Source organism: Spirulina subsalsa CS-330 (assembly GCF_028330765.1).
GTDB classification, from domain to species: Bacteria; Cyanobacteriota; Cyanobacteriia; order Cyanobacteriales; family Spirulinaceae; genus Spirulina; species Spirulina subsalsa_A.
In genome coordinates this window covers 15,678-37,241 of sequence record NZ_JAQMTY010000196.1, presented here as the reverse complement: position 1 = coordinate 37,241, position 21,564 = coordinate 15,678, and the positions used below count along the sequence as shown (strand labels likewise).

Here is a 21,564-nt window from a genome sequence, read left to right as displayed (position 1 = left end):
TTTTGCTGCGCCGCCAGTACAACTGGACTTCGCTCGTGTAGGCTGTCTGATCCATCGTCTCGGGTGGGTCGTTGACCAAGGATTATACTAACATCAAGCCGTCCTAGAAGGACGGGGTTTCTACCCAAATTTTCGATGAACGATCGCTTCATCTTGGAGGCTTTTGAAGCCGTGGGTTTTACCATACCATCGGAGCAGGACGCGGGCGAGGCGTTGGTGATCGTGGCGGACGTAGCCGTGCTCGTCTTCGGCCATGATATTGGCGGCGATGATCCGGCGACCGAGGCGGCCAATGTCTTCACGATCGCAAAACACCGGATGTGCTTTTTCCTGGGCGTAGCGGATCAGGGTATGGGCCGAGGGCGATCGCCGATTCACCACCACCGCATCAAAAAGCCGTTGACCACAGGCGCGATCGATGGCGCGGATATGGTCGGCCACGGTGTAGCCATCGGTTTCCCCCGGTTGGGTCATGATGTTGCAGGCATAGATGCGGGGGACTTTGGATTTCGCGATCGCCTCGCGAATTTCCGGCACGAGGAGATTCGGAATCACGCTGGTGTAGAGACTACCGGGGCCCAAAATAATAAAGTCCGCTTCGTTGATGGCCTTAATCGCAGAAGGGAGGGCGGGGGGATTGTCGGGGGTACAGCCAATGGTGGCGATCCGGCCCTGGGCGTGGGGAATTTGGGATTCCCCTTCGATGCGGCGGCCGTCTTCCATTTCGGCCCAGAGGCGCACATCGCTAAGGGTGGCGGGGAGGACGCGACCGCGCACGGCTAAGACTTTGGAACTGGCCGCGATCGCCCGTTCTGGATCACCCGTAATCTCCGTCATCGCCGTCAGGAACAAATTCCCAAAACTATGGCCCGATAAGCCATCCCCCGAATTAAACCGATATTGAAACAACTCCGTCAGCAACTGTTCTTCCGCTGCCAATGCCGCCACACAGTTACGAATATCCCCAGGGGGCAAAATCCCCATTTCGCGCCGCAGCCGTCCGGAGGAACCGCCATCATCGGCCACGGTGACGATCGCGGTAATGTTGGCACTGTATTCTTTTAAGCCCCGCAAGATCGTTGATAAGCCCGTACCGCCGCCGATCGCGACAATTTTCGGCCCCCGGTTGAGGCGACGATGGGCCAAGAGGCGATCGATCAGTTCTTCCCCTTCGCCCACTTGCAACACTTCGGTAATTGAACCCAAGCTGCGGGTTTGTCCCCAAACGAGGAAAATCAACCCCAGCGCCAAGGCTAACGGGCCGGAAATTGAGTTGGGCATGACACGGGCGATCGCTTCTAAGAGATCCGAAATAAACCCAATCAAGCGATACACTGGCGTGAGTCCCACCCAAATCGCCGTGCCCAACACGGCCAGTAATGTCCCGGTGATACTCAATAACAACCACCGCTTAATGAACAAGCCCGGCGCGAGCCATTTCATCCACAGGTTGACCTGCTTCGGTGTCCGCTGGCTCACAGTTGCCCAGTGCTGCTTATCCACCTTGATATTGCGCAAGGCTTGCTCAATCAACCCAATAGACATAACGATCACAAAAAAGAACAGTGCTCAATCAATGATTTCGCTTGAATAATAACCTAAATGCACCAAACCCCCCGGTTTCGTCTGGGCATCGTGCCCGTTGGTTCCTCTGATCAGGCGTGGGAACCGGGCCAAACACGCCAGAGTTCCGGCATCGAAGCCATTTTTTAATACAGCATGATTTGCGATCGCACCCCTACACCCCGCCGCATTTTAGGCATTGATCCGGGTCTAGCGCGGGTCGGGTTTGGCATTATTGACATCGATGGAGATGGGGCAACGCTGCCCCGCTTGGTGGACTGTGGCATTATTCAAACTGCGGCGAAAACGCCATTGGGCGATCGCCTGATCACCCTGTATGACGATCTCCATACGCTGATCCAACAGAGCCAACCGGATCTTGTGGCGATTGAAAAACTCTTTTTCTACCGGATGGGCAATACAATCACCGTCGCCCAAGCGCGGGGGGTGATTTTACTCGCGATCGCCCAAAGCAACTGTCCGATGGTGGAATTCACCCCCGCCCAAGTCAAGCAAGCCCTCACCGGCTACGGCAACGCCAAAAAGCCCGACGTACAAGCCGCCGTCACCCGTGAACTAAACCTCGACACCATCCCCCAACCCGACGATGCCGCCGATGCGATCGCGATCGCCCTCACCGCCCATTACCAAAACCTTTAACAAAAAATGCCGTTCTGCTTCTTCCCGTCGATTAAGCGCACTAAATAGCGATCGCCCTCGTCAAGCAACCCAATCCATTCCCGCATTCTGATGTCGCGACTGACTAGAATACGGTGTGATTAAACCTCAAGAATTACTCATAACGTGCCTTTTTAGACTTAATTACATCCAGAACATCATCATGTTTTTGCCCCTCAATAATATCCTTGAGATGAATTTGCCCCTTAACGTATTGAACATGAATACGCCATCCTGAGACTTTATTGATATCAGCACGGTAGATGGCTTGCTTTACGCCCTTTACTTTGTGCAGTCTCGTTTTCGGAAAATTTCGTGTCCTATGACATTCGCTATCTTCAAGCTCTGCCAAAGCTTCAAGGAAAGCAATTTTTAATGGCTCATCGGGCAGGATTTTCAGCGCTTGGTGGATGATTCCGTATTCATCACAAAGTGTAAGAGTTTGTGCCATAAAGAAACTACGAGATTCGAGCTATTTCGCGATCCTGATGAGAGAAGATTTCTTGATATAAAGATGCTGCAATCCCTTGATACGCTTGATTAATCTCATCGCAATTAACAACTCGAAAAAGAGTAAAAATAGCTTGTCCAAAAATAGGATCTTCATCAACTGCCAAGATCACTCTTAGATCTTTTGAAATCCTTAAGGTATATAGAGAGGATTCATATTCATTCAATCCTGAGATCAGAAGAGGGCGACGCAGCTTTTGATAAACGGAACCTTTTTGAGTTGGGAATAGAGTTGCACAGTCATTGATCTTTTGGACTGCGATCGCTTTTTTATCGGTGCTCAACTGGTCAAGATCCTGCTCAAAACTCCTGGTTGACTCAATGACAACATCCATAATACAAACCATCCATTTGCGATCGCTACTGGCTACATCTCTTTCAGCATAGCAATAAAATCTTCTCCTCTAGAGAATCTCTGAAAAACTTGATTTATCACTGGGGTGTGGGGATTGACGGAACGACTTCTACTGCAATCTGAGCCGTCCAACTCTGTTTCAACTAGCCCAAGCGCGGGAGGGGGTCATTCTACTCGCGATCGCCCAAAGCAACTGCCCGATGGTGGAATTCACCCCCGCCCAAGTCAAGCAAGCCCTCACCGCCCATTACCAGAACGTCTGAGCGCGTTGTCATCCCGCGTATCCGCAATTAACGGTGTATGGCACAATGAACGGGTGAATCTCCCGATATATTTAAAGGTCTTATGTCTAAATTCGTCTTCGTCACGGGTGGCGTTGTGTCCAGCATTGGCAAAGGCATCGTAGCCGCCAGCTTGGGGCGGTTGCTCAAGTCCCGTGACTACTCGGTTTCCATCCTGAAACTCGATCCCTACATTAACGTTGACCCCGGAACCATGAGTCCGTTTCAGCACGGGGAAGTCTTTGTCACCGAAGACGGAGCCGAAACCGATTTAGACCTCGGCCATTACGAACGCTTTACCGACACCTCCATGTCTCGGTTTAACAGCGTCACCCAAGGCTCGGTCTTTCAATCGGTCTTGAATAAAGAACGGCGCGGCGACTATCAAGGCGGCACGGTGCAGGTGATTCCCCACATCACCAATGAAATTAAAGAACGGATTCGGCGCGTTGCCAAAAATACCCATTCTGATGTGGTGATTACGGAAATCGGCGGCACGGTGGGGGATATCGAATCACAGCCGTTTCTGGAAGCGATTCGCCAATTTCGTAAGGATGTGGGGCGCAACAATGTGATCTATATGCACGTCACCCTCGTGCCTTGGATTAATGCAGCGGGGGAAATGAAGACGAAACCGACGCAGCATTCTGTCAAAGAGTTGCGATCGATCGGGATTCAGCCGGATATTCTCGTCTGTCGGTGCGAGAAACCGATTGAGGCTGGGATTAAGGAAAAACTATCGGAATTTTGTGATGTGCCGGTGGAATCGGTGATCACCTCCCCGGATGCGAGCAGCATTTACGAAGTGCCGCTGATTCTTGAAGCCGAGGGCCTCGCCCGTCAAAGTCTGGATCTGTTGCGCATGGAACAACGGGAGCCGAATCTTCAGAACTGGCGCACGTTGGTGGAGCGAATGAAGGCCCCGCGCCATCACCTCGAAATCGCTTTGGTGGGGAAATATGTCAAACTCAGCGATGCGTATCTTTCGGTGGTGGAGGCGTTGGGTCATGCAGCGATCGCCGCCGAAAGCGAAATCAAACTGCGCTGGATTAGTGCCGAAGATATCGAAACCAAGGGCGCGGCCCACTATCTCCAGGATGTTCATGCCCTGATTGTCCCCGGTGGCTTTGGGATTCGGGGGGTGGATGGCAAGGTGATGGCGATTCAATACGCCCGTGAACATCAATTGCCGTTCCTTGGTCTTTGTCTGGGGATGCAATGCGCGATCATCGATTGGGGTCGCAACTTGGCCCACCTGGATGCGGCCAACAGTGCCGAGTTTGATGAAAAAACCCCCAACCCGGTGATCAACCTCCTGCCGGAGCAGCAAGATGTGGTCGATCTGGGTGGCACGATGCGTTTAGGGCTGTATCCCTGTCGGATTGCGCCCGATACCCTTGCCGCTCACCTCTATGGTCAAGAGGTGATCTACGAGCGCCATCGCCATCGCTACGAGTTCAACAATGCCTATCGCAATCTATTCTTAGAGACGGGCTATCGGATTAGTGGCACGTCTCCGGATAGTCGGTTGGTGGAGATGATTGAATATACCCATCATCCGTTTTTCGTGGCAACTCAGTTTCACCCCGAATTTAGCTCGCGTCCGAGCCGTCCTCATCCTCTGTTCCAAGGGGTGATCCAGGCTGCGTTAGAGCGGGCGGGTCAGGGAACGGAGCCAGCGAGTTATGGGTCTTTGAATCCGACGGAACCCCATCCCGTCGAACTTTCTAATTAAATTGTCTCACTCAGGGGGAGTGCGATCGCCGTGACGCATTGGGTCAACATTCCGGAAGCTCGGCAACGGTATCTGATCGATTTGGAGCAAGTAACAGCGTTTGTTTGCTCCAAAAATGGGCGGCTAACCCTGTGGTTGCCAGAGAGTCGGATGCCGATGGTCTTGACCCGTGGGGGCAACTTAGGCACCTACGATCGCATTCTTACCTATGCCACCGCTTTACCGACACGAAACAGTATGACCCCCTGGTTTAAGCTCGATTACGAGCGCAGTGTTTACATCATCAACCTGGCGAAAATTAGCAGTTTTTGCTACGGCCCCGGCCAAAAAATTACCTTTTGGCTCCCCGATGCGGGGTTGCCGATCGTCCTCACCCAACAGAGCAACCCCGACAGCTATACCACCCTCTGCCAATTCATCGAGCAGCAGACCGGGGAACGGTTAGAGGGTGGGGGCGAGGCTTAACGCTTGGCATCTGCTGGGCGGGGTCGGAAGAGGTGGCTATGGTCGGGGTGATAGAGTTGCGATCGCGCCACTCCCGCCCCTAAGGCCGGACTGATTAAATACATCGTCGTGCGGATCAGGTTTTGTTCGTGAGATGTTGCAGCCATCTCGCTCAGGGGCACAACAACAATTTTTTCATCGGGCCAGCCGACGCGATAACAGATGGCGACGGGGGTATCGGCGGGGTAATGTTCGAGGAGTTCGGCTTGGGCATTGTCGATGTGGCGGGCGGCGAGGTAGAGGCAGAGGCTGGCCCGATGGGCGGCGAGCGATCGCAGTTCCTCCGCTGCGGGCACGGGGGAGGCTTGACCACTGACCCGCGTCAAAATAATCGTCTGCACCAATTCCGGCACGGTCAATTCTGCGCTTAATTTGGCCGCTGCGGCTTGAAATGCACTAATCCCCGGCACGAGTTCAAAGGGAATCCCCTCCTCTGCCAGGCGGTGCATCTGTTCATGGATCGCACTGTAGAGGGTGAGATCCCCAGAATGGAGCCGCACCACCGATTGACCCGCCCGGACGCGATCGCACATTAACGGCACAACTTCTTCTAAGGTCGTATGGCCCGTGGCGATTAACTCTGCATCGGGGCGCGTCCCCTCTAAAATCTGCATCGGCACGAGGGAATTGGCATAAAGAATCACATCCGCCTGAGCGAGAATCCGCTGGGCTTTGACGGTTAACAGTTCTGGATCACCGGGCCCGGCTCCCACGATATAAACAGCAGCCTGGAGAGAATCAGAGGACATGGGCACAAGATGAAAATTACCCTGTTGAGTATATCGAAGTGGGGAGTGGGAAGGGTTTAGTTAAGATTTGTTAAGGTGAGGGGGTGACTATCAGAAATAGTCAAGCCTCGCAGTCTTTATTCAGAGTTTTGCAAACATACCATGGTGTCAGACGCATTATCCCCGGCTTCTTCTCCTGAATCGATAACTCCTGATCGCTTTGACTGGGCTGAGGCCTGGTATCCGGTACAGTTCGTCGGGGATTTAGACCGATCGCAGCCGACGCGGTTTGTGCTCTTGGAGCAGCCTTTGGTGATTTGGTGGCAGGAAAAAACGGGGCAGTGGGTGGTGTTGAGCGATCGCTGTTCCCATCGCCTCGCGGCCTTGTCAGAAGGTCGGATCACCGAAGATGGCTGTTTGGAATGTCCCTATCACGGTTGGGCGTTTACCGAGACGGGAGCGTGCGATCGCATCCCCTTCCAACCCGAAACCGGAACCGCCCACCAAAACCCCCGCGCTGCCGTGCGCCACTACCCCAGCGAAGTCGTCCAAGGAATGCTCTTCGTCTACGCCGGTCAACCGGAAAACGCCCCGACTCAGCCCATCCCCCGCGTTCCCCCCCTCGACCACAATGAATCAGAATGGGTGATGGTGGACATTGCCCGCGACCTCCCCTACGACGCGACAACGCTGTTAGAAAACGTCCTCGACACCAGCCATGTGTCCTTTACCCATCACCCCCGCGTCGGCAATCGCGCCAACGCCAAAGAGTTTGACCTTGAAGTCAGCGCCGTAGAAAAATCCGGGTTTACGGGAGCGTGGCCCGAAGGCCCGCGCCGAGGTCAATTAGGCTCCCAAAAAACCACCTTCATCGCGCCGGGTTTGATGTGGCATGACATTGAAGACAGCCCCTTTGGTCAGGTGATGACGGTGGTGTACGCCACGCCGATCGCGAAGGGACAATGCCGGACGTTGGTGCGGTTGCCGTTTCGGTTTAAGTCCGCCGTGCCGCGTTTTGTGTTTAAATTTACGCCCCGCTGGTTTTCCCATTTGAATCAGATGGGCATTCTCGAAGATGACCAAATTTTCCTCCATCTTCAAGAACGCGAACTGGAAAAGTCCCAAACCAACTACGCCCAAACCTGTTATCTCCCAACGGGATCAGACCGCTTTGTTTCGGCCTATCGTCGCTGGGTGGAAAACCACGGCGAACCCTTCCCGGATACAACGTTTTCGCCGCCGGAGTTGCGCCATGAAATCCTGTTAGAGCGCTACCATTCCCACACGGAACAGTGCAACAGTTGCCGGACGGCGTTGCAGCGGTTCAAACGTATTCGCCAAGCCTGCGCGATCGCCCTCCTCCTCCTTTGGATCGCGCTCCCCCTGGCCGCGATCGCTGCTCTTCCCCTCTGGATCATGGGTGCGATCGCGGGGTTAACCCTCCTGACGGCGGCGGCCTGGTGGAAATTGGGTCAACTGTGCGATCGCTTCACCCAAGGCGAATATCCCCCCAGCCGCAACACTCGTTAACCCTCATCCCCAGCCCTTCTCCCCCAGGAGCAGGGAGCCGGAAGCCCTCGCCCGGCGGGAGAGGGTTGGGTGAGGCTTTTTCCGGTACGGTCGTTTTTAAATACCCGCTGTTCTTCCCGTGCCGGTCTCCCGCTGGGTCAATCCCCTCCGTTAAAATCGATGCAGGATATCTAAGCCAACCATGTTCGCCCGCCAAACCCAACTCTCAACCATCCCGACCGAACCCATTTGGCGATTAAGCGTCGGGCAGTACCACCAAATGATCGCGTCTGGGATTCTCACGGCTGATGATCGCGTGGAATTGCTTGATGGCCTGCTCACTCTAAAAATGCCCAAAAAACCACCGCATCGGCTCGTGACGAAACTCCTCCGCACTTGCCTTGAAGCCCTCACAACCGAGGGTTGGTACACCGATAGCCAAGAACCGATCACTCTCGCGACTAGTGAACCGGAACCGGATCTGATGATTGTTCAGGGCAACCCTCGCGACTATAGCGATCGCCATCCGAGCGGAACCGATTTGGGTTTAGTCGTTGAGATTGCAGATACAACATTAGAGCGCGTTGGCGACAGCCGAGCAGTGCTCCCTCGTACCCTCAAAAAACAACTCTATGCCGAGGCTCAAATCCCCTGTTATTGGCTGATCAATTTACCGGAGCGGAGCTTAACGATTTACACCAACCCCATCACGCAAGAGGGGCGATCGGACTATCAACAGTCTGCAACGATAGACGAAACCGGTGTAGTTCCTGTGGTGATTGCGGGGCAAAAATGGGGTGCGATCGCTTTGAGTGACGTTTTACCCGAACACAAAAATTAGATACAGAGCGGGTTAAATCAAGATTCTGTCAACAGGTATCAAGAAATTCTCGATTTTCTCATTAATCAACCAACCTCAGAGCAAATTCTCAGTTTTAAAGTTTCTGCAACGGCTCAAGGTCATCTCCAAAACTTACTCCAAAAAAATCGCCAAACGGCCCTGACTCCCGCTGAAACCGCAGAGCTAGATCTCTACGAACAACTGGATACCCTGATAGGCTTTCTGAAAATCCGTGCCTACACAACAGGACAAACCAGCCTTATTTTTGCTACAAATAAACAAGGCTAGATAGCTTCAGTTGTGTCAAGCTCTAGCCAGTCAAGGGCTTTACCCAAATTCACCGGATAATCTGGGGTAGCGTGGTGATGTACATTGAACAATGAAAGTCGGAGCATTGCTGAAATTCTAATGTTGCGGGCAATGCTTGCCTTACAATGGTGGCAAACATCAATATAAATCATTTAGTCTACTTGTATGTAAAATGGTAACAATAGTAACAGTTGATGACTTTTTAAGAAAAGGCTATTTTCTAAAAGAGCTTCCACCACTTTTTTCGACTTCAAATTTTGCTAACATCGCTGCTACATGGGAGCTATCGAGTTTCAACACTAATGATCATGCTTCATTAGTTCGCTATTCACACTCAAAATTTGCCTCAACACGAAGACAGTTAAGTATTCCTAATCCATATCAATTTCATCAGCTATCTACGGTTTTGAGTCAGCATTGGAATGAGATGCATACTCAAATATGGTCAGCATCACCATACAGTTTATCGGTTCCAATTCCTAGTTCTTCGAGAGCAGTGCAAGGAACTTTAAACCTCCGCGATCTACCTCTGGAGAGAGCTAGAGTTCGAGCCGCAGGGCGTTATATTTTTCGGACTGATATAGCCTCTTTCTATCCTTCAATTTATACACATAGTATTCCATGGGCAATTCATGGAAAAGCGGTGGCCAAGGCAAATTATGGCAATACTTTATGGGGAAATATTGCAGATACATGGTCACGAAATATGCAAGATCGCCAAACAATTGGATTACCGATTGGCCCAGATACTTCCTTTGTATTAGCAGAGACTATATTATGTGCAGTAGATAAATTACTCAATGAAAAACTAGAGCCGCTTGCGGCTGATATCCTCGGATTTCGCTTTATTGATGATTTTGAGTTTGTTTGTGCATCACAACCTCAAGCGGAAGAAGTACTTGCTCATCTTCAGGAAGTACTCTCTCAGTTTGAGCTAAATCTTAATGCACAAAAAACATCTATTTATGAGTTACCACAAGCACTTGATACGCCATGGATAGATGAGCTAGAAAATTTTTCGCTAGACACTAACTCTCGATTAACACGTTATTTCACTAGAGCTTTTGAATTGGCCCGTATCCATCCAGGAGAGCCAGTTTTAAAATATGCAGTAAGTAGGCTTGATGGGCTTGAAGTTCATCAGTACTCAGATCAACTATTTCAACATCTTTTATTACAAGTATCTGTTGCAGATCCAGGAACCTTGCAATTCACTTTGCGTCAACTATATTTACTTCATAATGAAAATGCAAATAATACAGATACAATATCTTTGTCCAGAGCTTTAAACTTACTTATACAAAGGCATTCTCCCCTAGGTCATGGTAGTGAAGTTGCATGGTGTATATGGGCTACAGTAGTATTTGGAGTCACTCTTTCATCTGCATCATCTCAAGCTATAGCAAAAATGGAAGACAATATTGTTGCTCTCACAGCTATGTTTTGTGAACAACATAATGTGTTTTCTGAATCTCTTGATAAGACTGTATGGCAAAGTATTGTTCATAATAACTCATCTACGAAAGAACATTGGTTGCTTATTTATGAAGCAGTAGCTAAGGGATGGCTCAATGCTCCCCATAGTGGAGATTTGAATGATGCACCTCAATATATCAAAAATTTAAGAGACGCAAATGTTGAATTCATTGATTTAAACACCACTCAAGATATACCAAACCATCAATCTTCTGTTAACTATTGATATCTGTGATTTGTACGCATAATAACCCAGCCAATTGTCGATGACACGATCGCACACTCTCACAAAAAATCTCCTTGAACAAACCACCCAGCGAATCGTGCTGCCTAATGTGAGTTGGTCAACCTATCAAGCATTATTAGCCGACTTAGGGAGTGGGCGATCCACTCGTCTTGCCTACGATCGCGGCAGCTTAGAAATCATTATGCCCTCCGATATTCACGAAATTCTCAAACATCTACTTGAGCGGATTGTTGCCGCCCTTACTGAAGAATTTGAACTCCCTATTCGAGGTGTGGGGTCAGTCACGCTTGATCGAGAAGATCTACAAAAAGGCGCAGAGCCTGATGCTGGGTTTTATATCCAAAATGCTGCCAAAGTTAGAGGCAAGACAATCGATTTAGCGATCGCTCCACCGCCTGACCTAATTATTGAAGTTGATATTCACAGTTCTTCGAGTCGTCGATTGCAAATCTATCAAGATCTGGGCGTTGGGGAAGTGTGGCGAGCGACCGAAAAGACGATGCAGTTTTATCAGCTTGTTACGGTCGATGGACGATCTGAATATCAAAACTGCGATCGCTCACCGACATTCCCCCTCGTGACAACGGAAATTATTCAACAATGGCTTGAGCTTGCCGAGCGAGCACAGGATGACAATGCTATGGTGCGGGCCTTACGGCAGTGGGTGAGAACACAACCAACAGACAACGCGCCCGAATCATCATCCTGAATGCGATCGCGCTCATCCTGGCAAAACACTAGCGGCGAAAAACCGAACCAAAACAGGACTGCACTGAGACCCGTCCCTGATCGGGAAAGGCCAAAACCTCAACGGTTTCTTGGCCTTTGAGAATTAATTGCTGTTGATAACCATCGGCTTGGGGGTTGCGGAAAATGTGTAATTGTTGGACAGATACATTCAGTACCCAATAGTCGGTAATTCCTGCCGCTGCGTAGAGATTTGCCTTGACCGTCAAGTCCCGGTCTAAGGTTGAATCTGCTACTTCAACGATCAAGTAAACATCCTCTGGTTGGGGGTGTTGCTGAGCATAGAAATCAGGGCGGGGTTTGACCACTGCAAGATCCGGTTCTGGTTCCGAATAACGATCTAGGGTGAGGGGATCTTGGACGCGCACGAGTCCTTGTTCGCCCAAGTGCTGCTCTAGTAATTTTTCCAGAATTTTGCACAATGCACTGTGGGCGGGGCCTTTGGGCATTTTTTGAATGATTTGTCCCGTGATTAGCTCAACCTGTTCATCCTCGGCTAAAATTCCCACCGCTGCCATCTGATGATAGTCCGCAGTGCTGATCAATCGTAGATCCGTGGGCGCAAGAGGCGCTGCTGTCATAGGAATGTGGGGTTCAGAAAGCCTAAATTTATTATAGGGTTTGTGTTTGTTGGCGATCTGAATAGCAGCGCGGCACGCGCATGGGGCGGCGAGTTTTTGTCTCCCACGGTGACGATTCTGGCTAAGCTAGAGGGGTTGCAATCCAAGACTATGTAGCCCATGGCTGAATCGTTTCACTTCATTGTGCCGGCCCCGCCGCCTGCTGAGTTTTTTGCGCCCCATCAATTGGCGCAGGAATTTCGCCATGAGGTGGCCTATCGTGATGATTTTCAGGACTATTGCCGTTGGTATCGGGCGGCGGCGGCGCAACATCGGCAGGAGTTGGAGCGGATGCGGGGGGATTGGAATCTGTTTGGTTGGTTTGTGCGGGGGCGACGGTGAGGCGATCGCGCCCCTCTCAATCAGTGCGCATCCATCACCAGGGGGCAGCCGTTAGGATTGAGAGTGTGCCAGCGTTAAACGGAGCCACCGCCGAGACAAAACGGTGAATCATGACTTAGAGGGCTTCCACTTCATCTTCGCGGAGATGGGCGCGAAATTTCTTTTCAAATTTGACGAGGATGGGAAAGTTGGCGCTGACGGGTCTCCCTTGCCATTCGGTAATGATGGCGATGATTTCGCCTTCTAGGCCTTTAATATCAAAGGCTTCTTTTTTATGTTCAGGGTGATGATAGACCACCACTGATTCTTTAACACGGATGCGATCGCCAACGTTCATAGACAGTGTTTTCCTCCTTGGGTTGAGCAAATGCCAGCAGGATGAGCGTCTGACCCATCATGGGGCAAAAAATGTTCCAGTCTGAGCATGAAGTCTGTTCCCCATTTTTGCACAGGAGCGGCCACAGACAGAATCCCAACGACAGGATGTCAGAATTCAGCGGATCACCCCGCAAGAGGGCCACGGCTTGATTTAATGGGAAAGGTTGATCACTCCATCGCCCGTTTGGGGGGTGAGGCTGGCCCGGCGTTGAGGGTCGGGACGGTGATGGGCCTCGGTTTGGCTGCTCTTTTTAATCATTTCCACTGGTTCCTATGGTGCAATTGCCTCAAAAGCTAACCGTCTTGGTGCAATCTTTTAGTCGAGGCAGTGCGATCGCAGCGGGTCTCTTTTTTGGCATCATGGCGTTCTTGGTGCTCCATCGTCACCATAGCTATCTGCCCTCCTACACCTCCTTTGACCAAGGCATTTTTAACCAAGTGTTTTGGAATAGTAGTTATGGGCGCTGGTTTCAAAGTTCGCTGTCGGCGACGGAGTCGATCTCGTTGCCCGTGGCGGAGGTGGGCTACCATCGCTTGGGGCAACATTTCACCCCGGCATTGTTACTCTGGGTTCCGATCTATGCGATCGCCCGCAACTCCACCGCCCTGCTGCTGATCGCCGTCGGCATCGTCACCGCCGCCGGTCTCGTCCTCTATCAACTGGCGCGGCAACGCCTCTCCCCCCGCCTCGCCACCCTGATCATGGTCAGTTTCTACGCCAGCCGCGCCGTCGCTAGCCCCACCCTCGGAAACTTTCAAGACCTCTGCCAATTGCCCCTGTTCCTGTTTGGGTTATTTTTAGCCCTGGAAAAGCGGGCTTGGCTCTGGTTTGGGATCTGTGGGGTGTTGGTGTTGGCGGTGCGCGAAGATGCGGGGATTTTGCTGTTTAGTGTGGGGTTGTATCTGATCGCGAGTCGGCGGCAGGTGGGGGTAGGATTAATCACCTGTGGGGCGAGTTTTGCCTATGCGATCGCCGTCACCACCTACATCATGCCCCTCTTTTCCGCCGATGTGGGCGAGCGGTTTCTCGTTGATCAATTCGCCCCCTACATCGACGGCGACAGCACCTCTAGCCTCGCCGTCCTCTGGGGCATGATCAGCAACCCGTGGATCGTCCTCCAGCAGATGTTTACCCCCCTCGGTGGCACGCTCAACTACCTGATTGACCAAGCCCTCCCCCTCGCCCTCATTCCCCTGATTTCCCCGTCGGCCTGGCTGCTGATCGGTTGCCCCCTGTTGATCTTGTTCTTGCGCGATGATCCCTGGGCCTTGTCCTTAAGTATGCGGTTTGCCCTCAATGTCGTGCCGGGGTTATTTTACGGCGCGATCCTCTGGTGGTCAGCCCATCCCCACGCTGCGAAAAAACAATGGTTTCGCCAAGCCTGGATCGCCTGTATTGGGCTGTCGATCCTGTTCACGATCACCGCGAACCCCCACCGCGCCCTGTCCTGGCTGATTCCGGATTCCGTCCAGCCTTGGGTTTCCGTCCAGCCCTGGACGCAATGGCCCCATGCTGCCCAGATCAACGCCGTCTTAGGCGACATTCCCCCCACCGCGAGTGTCTCGGCAACGAATCCGATTGTGCCCCATCTATCGAGTCGGCGGGAAATGTTGGGTTTACCGGCGTGGCAACTGCACGATGATCGGGGGGACGTGGTGGATGTGGATTATATTGTGGCGGACTTGCACCAGTTGGCACAGTATGAGGTGGCGTTTGTGGACGATCGCGATCGCCTCCGTCAGTTTGCCCCCTGGCTCGAAGCCCGGATGCAGGCCAATTATGGCATTACCCGTTATCAAGACGGGGTGATCTTGCTGCAACGGGATCAAACCTCTGATCCCCAACTCCGTCAACGTTGGCTGGAGGATTTGCAGACCCGTTGGCAAGTGGAATAGGGCGCGAATCTGTCCTCCTCTGTCGTGCGAGCTTCTCGCTCGCTGCCCTGATCCGAGGGAGCCAATGCAGGCTAGTGCAGCGTCAATGCCAAGAATTAGGCTGTTTATGGGGTGCTGTTAGCGCAGCGTAACGCACCGTCACGTTGAGCGTTGGACTCTGTACTAGTGGATTGACATGACTAAAGTAAGGTATTAAGTAGGGTGCTGTTAGCGCAGCGTAACGCACCAAGCACGGATATTTCAGCGATCGCAGTCATTGCATAACTTAAGACGTGCCACGACACTAGGTCAACATTGGCACGTTATGGATCAGCATTATCCGTAAACTGCAATTATTTTTGCGGATCGTTCCATTCTTCACGTTAGGTTGATTCTGTTCACCCCGAACATACCGCACAATAGTCCTAAAATCACTACAATATAATCCTAAAATAGCCCCAACAGCAGACGTTTTCAGTGCAACTGAATTGAATCATTCAGGATGAGGGATAGATTGATGCCTAAATTGCGGATATTTAACGATTAAAACCATGCCCCAGCTACTACCCTCACGAGGATTATCTCTCCGATTTTCATTGATTGTTCCATTTTTAATCGAGATTTTGGTCGCTGTTGGTTTAACGGGATGGTTTTCCTTAAGAAATGGTGAAAAAGCAGTCAATGAGCTAGCGGAACAACTTCAGGGTGAAGTGAGCGATCGCATCCAACAACACCTTGAAAACTATTTAGAAAAGCCCGTTGAAATTAATGCCTTTAATGCCGAATCGTTTCGATTAGATGTCTTAACAGCCGATAATCCTCAAGCACTCGCCCGCCGTTTTTGGCAACAAATCAGGGTTTATGAATCGGTGCAATATATCTATTTCGGCAGTGAGCAAGGGGGATATGTGGGGGCAGGGCGAGAACAAGACGGCTTGACCTTAGAAATGACCGCAAATTTTCAACCGGGAAGTTTTCAAATTTGGAAAACGAATAGTCAAGGGCAACGGACAGAATTTCTCAAGAGTGAGCCGAATTATGATCCCCGGCAGCGGGATTGGTATCGAGATGCGATCGCCCGTCGTCAACCGGATTGGCAGGAGGTTTATCTCTTCGTTGATGGCAAGCTCGGACTCTCAGCCACCTATCCCATTTTTGATGATGCGGGTCGCCCCTTAGGGGTGCTAGGAGTGGACTATATGCTCAAGGGCATTAGTGATTTTCTGCGCTCTGTGCCCGGTTCATCCCATGGCACTACCTTCATCCTGGAGCAATCGTCTGGATTCTTGATCGGCTCATCAACGGAGGAAAAACCGTTAATTGAGGCCCCAACGCCAGAGGATGAAGCGCAACGACTGGTAGCGCGTCACAGCAGCCAGGCCAGTATTCAAAAGACCACCAATGAATTAATCAGCCAGGTGGGTGGTTCCTTGACCCTCAACGTGCCGCGGCGCTTTACCTATGACTTGGCGGGCGAGCGGCAGTTTGTCCAGGTTGTGCCGATTGCCGTGGGGGATAGTCTTGATTGGCTGATTGTGGTGGTGATGCCGGAAGCGGATTTTATGGCTCAAATCAATGCCAATACCCGTAATACTATTGTGCTTTGTGGGATCGCATTAGCGATCGCTGCCCTCCTCGGCATTCTCACCGCTCGCACCATTGCCGCCCCCATCGCCCACCTCAACCTCGCCGCCCAACGCCTCGCCAGCGGCGACTTCACCCCCACCGTTTCATCCCACTACCCCACCCGCGAAGTCCGCACCCTCGCCGCCAGCTTTAACCAAATGGCGAAACAATTGCGCATTTCGTTCCTCAACTTAGAAAAACGGGTGGCGGAGCGCACCGCCGAACTCGCCGCCGCCAAAGAAATCGCCGAACAGGCCAGCCAGGCCAAAAGCGAATTTTTCGCCAGCATGACCCATGACTTTTGCACCCCCCTCAACGCTATCCTCGGCCATACCCAAACCTTGCAACAGGATGCCACCCTCTCGCCCCAACAGCAACACACCCTCCAAACCATTCACAACTGTGGCATTAACCTCCTGGGCTTAATTAATAACACCCTGGATCTCGCTCAGATTACCGCCCATCAACTCGACTTAGAACCCCGCGCCACCAACCTAGCCTCTTTTTTAAGCGAACTATCCGCCCTCTTGCAGATACACACGGCTCAAAAGGGGTTAGAGTTTGTGTCCTATTGGCCCACCACCTTGCCCATGGCCATTTCTGTGGATGAGCGGCGACTCCAGCAAGTATTGGTTAATGTGGTGAGCAGTGCGGTGAAGGTGATTACCCGTGGCACTGTCTATTTTGCGGTGACGGAGGTGCTGGGGTTGGATGGCCGAGACTGGCAACACCGAGGAGAACAGTCCCAAGATTCCACCCCTCAGATTACCCTCCGGTTTCACCTGGATGATCGGGGGATTGAACTGGAACCGCAGCCCAGCCAAACCCTGGCTTTCCCGGCGGAGCCGATCAGCGATCGCCTCCCTGACCCCCTCGCCAATGATCTCGGTCTCATCATCAGCCGTCAACTGCTGATCTTGATGGACAGCCAACTCCAGATCACCCATACCGCCGGCCAGAGCCACCAATTTCACTTTGAACTTACCGTCCCGGTGGTGATCCATGGGGATGATACCGATCGCGCTGCTGCCCCTGGATTGACCACGGGGTACGATGACAGAGACGACATGAGACGAGACGAACCCAGTGAAACAAGAATCCCCCGTTATAATCTTTGATTTATAGCAGTGGTCGAGATCGTTAGGACAGGCAAGGGGCTTAAGCCCCTTGTTCCGAGACATACCCTTGTCCTAATCTCTTCAACTTAGTGCTATGGCGGTTGACCTGAGGATGTGCCCATGCTGGATCTCACGAAGTTGGCGGGAAAAATGCCCGCGATTAGTCAACACCTCAATCAAGAAGCTAAGGCGAGTCAACTGCGACTGACGCGGGCCCTAGAACTGTTTCAACGGGTGGATGGGGCGCAGGCGGATTGGCTGCACCGTCAGGAGCAATGGCGCGATCGCCTGCTGTTCGCCACCGCCACCCCCCTCGAATCCCTCAGCACCGCGCAACTCATCCCCACGCCGCCGCCCCGCCACACCGTTTTCGCCACCGACGGCTCCCAAATCGCCCCGTCTCACCACGAGATCGCCTATTGTTACTTGGTCAATATTGGCCGCGTCATGCTCCACTACGGCCAAAGTCTTCACCCCCTCCTCGACAACAGCCCCGAAGTCTATTACAAGGCCGAAGATCTCTATGTGTCGCGGCAATGGGGGATTCGCACCGAAGAATGGATGGGCCATCGCCGCACCGTGGCCGAAGCGGAACGCTTGGCGGAAATGGCCTGCCGCTGGGTGCAGCCGCCGGGGGCGCACCATGACCCCAATTTGGCGATGGTGGATGGGTCGTTGATCTATTGGTTTTTGGAGGCGATGCCCAGTGAAGCGCGGGAGCAACTGTTACCGCCGCTGCTGGCGGCGTGGGAGACCCTTTATCAGGCGCGGATTCCGTTGATGGGGTATCTCAGTTCGTCCCGGAGCGGGGAGGCGACGAATCTGCTGCGGTTGGCGGCTTGTCCTTTTGATACTCAGGACTGTGTGACGCAGTGCAGCCAGGAGAGCGATCGCCTCCCCTGCCAAGTGATCGACCCGATCCGCGATACCACCCTCTGGACGACGCTCCTCGAACCGGGACAGCGTAGCACCCTTTGGCGCAGTTCGGCGAAAATCCTCGACCAATACCCGGAACATCTCCAGATTTATTTTTGCTATGTCCATGTGGGGGCGGAGGTGGCGCGGGTGGAAGTGCCGCGCTGGGTGGCGGACGATCGCGCCCTCTTTGACCAGGCTTTGGGGATTATGTTGGCCCAGGTGCATAAGGGGTACGGCTACCCGGTGGCCTTGGCGGAGTCCCATAATATGGCGGTGGTGCGGGGGGGCGATCGCGCTCGCTTTTTTGCCCTCCTAGAACAGCAAATGCTCCGGGCGGGTTTAAAAAACGTCGGCACGTCCTACAAAGAAGCCCGCAAACGCGGCAGCATCGCCTGACCGCTGGAGAAGGTGAAAAAAGTCTATGGTGATCGGCTGGAATTTGGTGGGATGGGGGATAATCATACTTTCCTTTGTCTGACAGGTACATTTATGACTCAACTGACCCCCAACCCCAGTTTTAGTCTGACGATTCAGGTGGAACTCTTCAATCAACCCGGCCAACTTGCGGCCGTGACCAATGCGATCGCCACCAATGGGGGCAATATTGGCCATATTCGCCTCATCACCCAAAGCCGTACCCAATCCGTGCGGGAGTTTATTGTTGATGCGTCAAGTACGGATCATGCGGATTGTTTAGTGGCAGCGATTAAAGCTCTGCCCGATGTGACCGTGCTCAAGGTGTCCGATCGCACCTTTGAACTTCACCAAGGGGGCAAAATTCGCGTCGAAGGCCGGATCGGGCTGAAAGAACAAGCGACCCTGGCCATGGCTTATACCCCCGGTGTGGGGCGTGTGTCGAAAGCGATCGCCGATGATCCGTCCCAAGTATTTAACCTGACGGTGAAAAGTAATATGGTGGCGATCGTCAGTGATGGCAGTGCCGTGTTGGGCTTGGGGAATCTGGGCCCGGAAGGGGCGTTACCCGTCATGGAAGGGAAAGCCTTACTCTTTAAAGAATTTGGCGGTGTGGATGCGTTCCCGATCTGTTTGGCGACCCAAGACACGGAAGAAATTATCGCCACGGTGAAACATATTTCCCCGGTCTTTGGTGGGATCAATTTAGAAGATATTAGCTCGCCGCGCTGTTTTGAAATTGAACGACGGTTGCGGGCGGAATTGGATATTCCGGTGTTTCACGATGACCAGCATGGTACAGCGATCGTCACCCTCGCCGCCCTCTACAATGCCCTCAAGGTGGTGAATAAATCCATTGATCAGGTGAAAATTATTTTCAATGGGGCGGGCGCGGCCGGGGTTGCGGTGGCGCGTCTCATCCGCCAAGCGGGGGCGAAAACCCTCTGGATGTGCGATTCACAGGGCATTCTGTCGCGCGATCGCGACCTCACCCCAGAAAAACAAGAATTCGCCGTCGATGCCCAAGGCACATTAGCCGATGCGATGCAGGGGGCGGATGTGTTTATCGGCTTGAGTGTGCCGGGTGTGCTCACGCCGGCCATGGTGCAGACGATGAATCCTGACCCGATTGTGTTTGCGATGGCGAACCCGATTCCGGAGATTCAGCCGGAGTTGGTGCGGGATACGGTGGCGGTGATGGCGACAGGGCGCAGCGACTACGCGAACCAAATTAATAATGTCTTGGCGTTTCCGGGGATTTTTCGCGGGGCGTTGGATTGTCGGGCGCGGGAAATTACGAGCCGGATGTGTCTAGAGGCGGCGGCGGCGATCGCATCCCTCGTTTCCCCCCAAGACCTCAACCCTGAACAGATTATCCCCTCTGTCTTTGATGACCGGGTTGCCCCCGCCGTCGCCGCCTCGGTCAAACAAGCCGCCCGCGAAGACGGAGTCAGCCGCGAATAGGCCCGCCCTCTGAAACTGGCTAGCCTGGAACTGGCAGCAGTGAGCCAGAGGCTCACACTACCCGACCTGGAATCCTCGGTAGTGCGAGCTTCTAGCTCGCTGTTCTGGATTTGGCAGCAGTGAGCCAGAGGCTCACACTACTCAAGACTGGATTGAATATTTAACCGTCATCCGCTCCTTGCCCCCTCGATCAGAGCCGCCAACGTGTGCGTAAAGGCTGTAAAGCCGTAGGTTTTGATCACGGCTTGGCGGAGGGCGGCGGGATTGTAGAGCAGGGGATGGGGTTCGGTGTGGGTGAGGATGCGGATCATGGCTTGGGCGATCGCATCCACATCATCAGGATTCACCAAAACCCCCAACTCCCCCCCGTTGAGCGCATCGATCGCCCCGTCCTGATTGCCCCCTAGGGTGGGTTTTCCGCAGGCGATCGCCTCCAGATAGACAATGCCAAACCCCTCCCCCCGGCTGGGCATCGCAAACAGATCGCACAGGTGATAATGGGCCACCAAGGCCGGATCTGGCACAAACCCCGCCAAGATCACCACCTCCTCCAGCCCCAACTGTGCGATCAACGCTTCCACACGGGCGCGATCGCTCCCCTTCCCCACCAACACATAGCGCACCGCCGGAACCACTGAGCGCACCTGGGGCAATGCCCGCAAAATCTGGTCATAGCCTTTATAGGCCTGGGTTGCATCCAACCGCGCCACCGTTAGGATCACGGGCTGCTCTGGCTTCAGGCGGTATTGTTGCAGCAACGCGGGCGGTTTGGGGGCGGGATAAAAGCGATCGCTGTCGAAGGTGTTCGGCAGCACCGTGATCCGCGTCGGGTCGAGGTGGGGTTGTTCGGCGAGGAAGCGATCGCGGGTATAGTGACTCACCGCCAAAATCCGCTCCGTTTGGGCCAAACTCCGCAATAGCACCCCCTCCCCCAAGCCCCACACCTCAATCCCATGGGCCACCGCCCAAAACCGCACCCCCAACCACCGCTGAACCATCACCCCCAGCGGCGCAAAATTCGTATGGGTGGCAATAATCAGATCCGGACGATGCCGCACACAACCCCACAGCAATTGCAGCCCATAGACCCAGGTACGCATCCAAAGAGGCCACCATCCTGCACCTTGAAAATGGGTCTTGGAGGCCGCAGCGGGAGGAGTGCGATCGTGCTTCAAAAACACCCGGATCGTGAGGGTGGGGTATTGCGTTTGGAGACCCTGGAGCAAAAACCCAGAATAGGCCTGAATCCCACCCCGAAACTCAAAAATATTCGGAACCCAGAGGTGAATCTGACGCATGGGCAGAACAAGCGGCCAAGGTTGAGGG

The 21,564-nt window shown here is 53.1% G+C and carries 19 protein-coding genes and 1 pseudogene; 13 read left to right on the top strand and 7 right to left on the bottom strand.

Annotated elements, in window-relative coordinates; translation table 11 throughout:
* Positions 1-120: 120 nt before the first annotated feature.
* Positions 121-1,545: a gluconeogenesis factor YvcK family protein gene (locus PN477_RS13820; protein ID WP_272122188.1), complete on the bottom strand. Its 1,425-nt coding sequence runs from the start codon at positions 1,543-1,545 to the stop codon at positions 121-123.
* A gap of 174 nt (positions 1,546-1,719) precedes the next feature.
* Here PN477_RS13820 and ruvC point away from each other — a divergent pair, with 174 nt between their 5' ends.
* The gene (gene ruvC / locus PN477_RS13815; protein ID WP_272122186.1) at positions 1,720-2,223 is read left to right on the top strand and encodes a crossover junction endodeoxyribonuclease RuvC; all 504 of its coding nucleotides are present in this window, start codon (positions 1,720-1,722) and stop codon (positions 2,221-2,223) included.
* A 133-nt stretch (positions 2,224-2,356) separates the two neighbouring features.
* Here ruvC and PN477_RS13810 read toward each other — a convergent pair whose 3' ends face one another.
* The gene (locus tag PN477_RS13810) at positions 2,357-2,692 is read right to left on the bottom strand and encodes a hypothetical protein (protein ID WP_272122185.1); all 336 of its coding nucleotides are present in this window, start codon (positions 2,690-2,692) and stop codon (positions 2,357-2,359) included.
* Positions 2,693-2,699: 7 nt separating this feature from the next.
* Positions 2,700-3,086, bottom strand: coding sequence for a hypothetical protein (locus PN477_RS13805; RefSeq protein ID WP_272122183.1), 387 nt, complete (start codon positions 3,084-3,086; stop codon positions 2,700-2,702).
* A gap of 160 nt (positions 3,087-3,246) precedes the next feature.
* On the opposite strand from PN477_RS13805, the pseudogene PN477_RS13800 reads away from it, so the two are divergent.
* The 3 genes and pseudogenes from PN477_RS13800 to PN477_RS13790 form a co-directional block, all read left to right on the top strand.
* Positions 3,247-3,354: pseudogene (locus PN477_RS13800) on the top strand (crossover junction endodeoxyribonuclease RuvC); the annotation flags it as partial.
* A 97-nt stretch (positions 3,355-3,451) separates the two neighbouring features.
* Entirely contained in the window at positions 3,452-5,122 is a 1,671-nt protein-coding gene (locus PN477_RS13795; RefSeq protein WP_272122181.1) for a CTP synthase, read from the top strand.
* A gap of 30 nt (positions 5,123-5,152) precedes the next feature.
* Positions 5,153-5,587: a hypothetical protein gene (locus PN477_RS13790; RefSeq protein ID WP_272122179.1), complete on the top strand. Its 435-nt coding sequence runs from the start codon at positions 5,153-5,155 to the stop codon at positions 5,585-5,587.
* Here PN477_RS13790 and cobM read toward each other — a convergent pair.
* Positions 5,584-6,375, bottom strand: coding sequence for a precorrin-4 C(11)-methyltransferase (cobM, locus tag PN477_RS13785; protein ID WP_272122177.1), 792 nt, complete (start codon positions 6,373-6,375; stop codon positions 5,584-5,586). The genes PN477_RS13790 and cobM overlap by 4 nt on opposite strands.
* A 141-nt stretch (positions 6,376-6,516) precedes the next feature.
* Here cobM and PN477_RS13780 point away from each other — a divergent pair, with 141 nt between their 5' ends.
* The 4 genes from PN477_RS13780 (at position 6,517) to PN477_RS13765 (ending at position 11,445) form a co-directional block, all read left to right on the top strand.
* Positions 6,517-7,884: an aromatic ring-hydroxylating dioxygenase subunit alpha gene (locus PN477_RS13780; protein WP_272122175.1), complete on the top strand. Its 1,368-nt coding sequence runs from the start codon at positions 6,517-6,519 to the stop codon at positions 7,882-7,884.
* Between the two features lie 181 nt (positions 7,885-8,065).
* On the top strand, positions 8,066-8,704 hold the full coding sequence (locus PN477_RS13775; RefSeq protein WP_272122173.1) for a Uma2 family endonuclease: 639 nt from the start codon (positions 8,066-8,068) through the stop codon (positions 8,702-8,704).
* 424 nt (positions 8,705-9,128) lie between these two features.
* Positions 9,129-10,715, top strand: a complete 1,587-nt coding sequence (locus tag PN477_RS13770) for an RNA-directed DNA polymerase (protein WP_272122171.1) — start codon at positions 9,129-9,131, stop codon at positions 10,713-10,715.
* A 40-nt stretch (positions 10,716-10,755) separates the two neighbouring features.
* Positions 10,756-11,445, top strand: coding sequence for a Uma2 family endonuclease (locus PN477_RS13765; RefSeq protein WP_272147354.1), 690 nt, complete (start codon positions 10,756-10,758; stop codon positions 11,443-11,445).
* A gap of 28 nt (positions 11,446-11,473) precedes the next feature.
* On the opposite strand, the gene PN477_RS13760 is transcribed toward PN477_RS13765, so the two are convergent.
* Positions 11,474-12,064 carry a Uma2 family endonuclease gene (locus tag PN477_RS13760; protein WP_272122168.1) on the bottom strand — a complete coding sequence of 197 codons (591 nt, stop codon included), beginning with the start codon at positions 12,062-12,064 and terminating at the stop codon, positions 11,474-11,476.
* Positions 12,065-12,223: 159 nt separating this feature from the next.
* Between PN477_RS13760 and PN477_RS13755 the strand changes: the two genes are divergently transcribed.
* Entirely contained in the window at positions 12,224-12,445 is a 222-nt protein-coding gene (locus PN477_RS13755) for a hypothetical protein (protein WP_272122166.1), read from the top strand.
* A gap of 115 nt (positions 12,446-12,560) precedes the next feature.
* Here PN477_RS13755 and PN477_RS13750 read toward each other — a convergent pair whose 3' ends face one another.
* Entirely contained in the window at positions 12,561-12,782 is a 222-nt protein-coding gene (locus PN477_RS13750) for a ferredoxin-thioredoxin reductase variable chain (RefSeq protein WP_272122164.1), read from the bottom strand.
* A 314-nt stretch (positions 12,783-13,096) separates the two neighbouring features.
* Between PN477_RS13750 and PN477_RS13745 the strand changes: the two genes are divergently transcribed.
* From PN477_RS13745 to PN477_RS13730, 4 genes are all read left to right on the top strand, one after another.
* On the top strand, positions 13,097-14,719 hold the full coding sequence (locus PN477_RS13745; protein ID WP_272122162.1) for a DUF2079 domain-containing protein: 1,623 nt from the start codon (positions 13,097-13,099) through the stop codon (positions 14,717-14,719).
* A gap of 602 nt (positions 14,720-15,321) precedes the next feature.
* Positions 15,322-17,442: a cache domain-containing protein gene (locus PN477_RS13740; RefSeq protein WP_272122160.1), complete on the top strand. Its 2,121-nt coding sequence runs from the start codon at positions 15,322-15,324 to the stop codon at positions 17,440-17,442.
* Between the two features lie 120 nt (positions 17,443-17,562).
* Positions 17,563-18,756 (top strand): DNA double-strand break repair nuclease NurA, encoded by a 1,194-nt coding sequence (locus PN477_RS13735; RefSeq protein WP_272122158.1) that lies wholly within the window; start codon positions 17,563-17,565, stop codon positions 18,754-18,756.
* 93 nt (positions 18,757-18,849) lie between these two features.
* The gene (locus tag PN477_RS13730) at positions 18,850-20,238 is read left to right on the top strand and encodes an NAD-dependent malic enzyme (protein WP_272122156.1); all 1,389 of its coding nucleotides are present in this window, start codon (positions 18,850-18,852) and stop codon (positions 20,236-20,238) included.
* 167 nt (positions 20,239-20,405) lie between these two features.
* On the opposite strand, the gene PN477_RS13725 is transcribed toward PN477_RS13730, so the two are convergent.
* Positions 20,406-21,536, bottom strand: coding sequence for a glycosyltransferase (locus PN477_RS13725; protein WP_272122154.1), 1,131 nt, complete (start codon positions 21,534-21,536; stop codon positions 20,406-20,408).
* Positions 21,537-21,564: the final 28 nt, after the last annotated feature.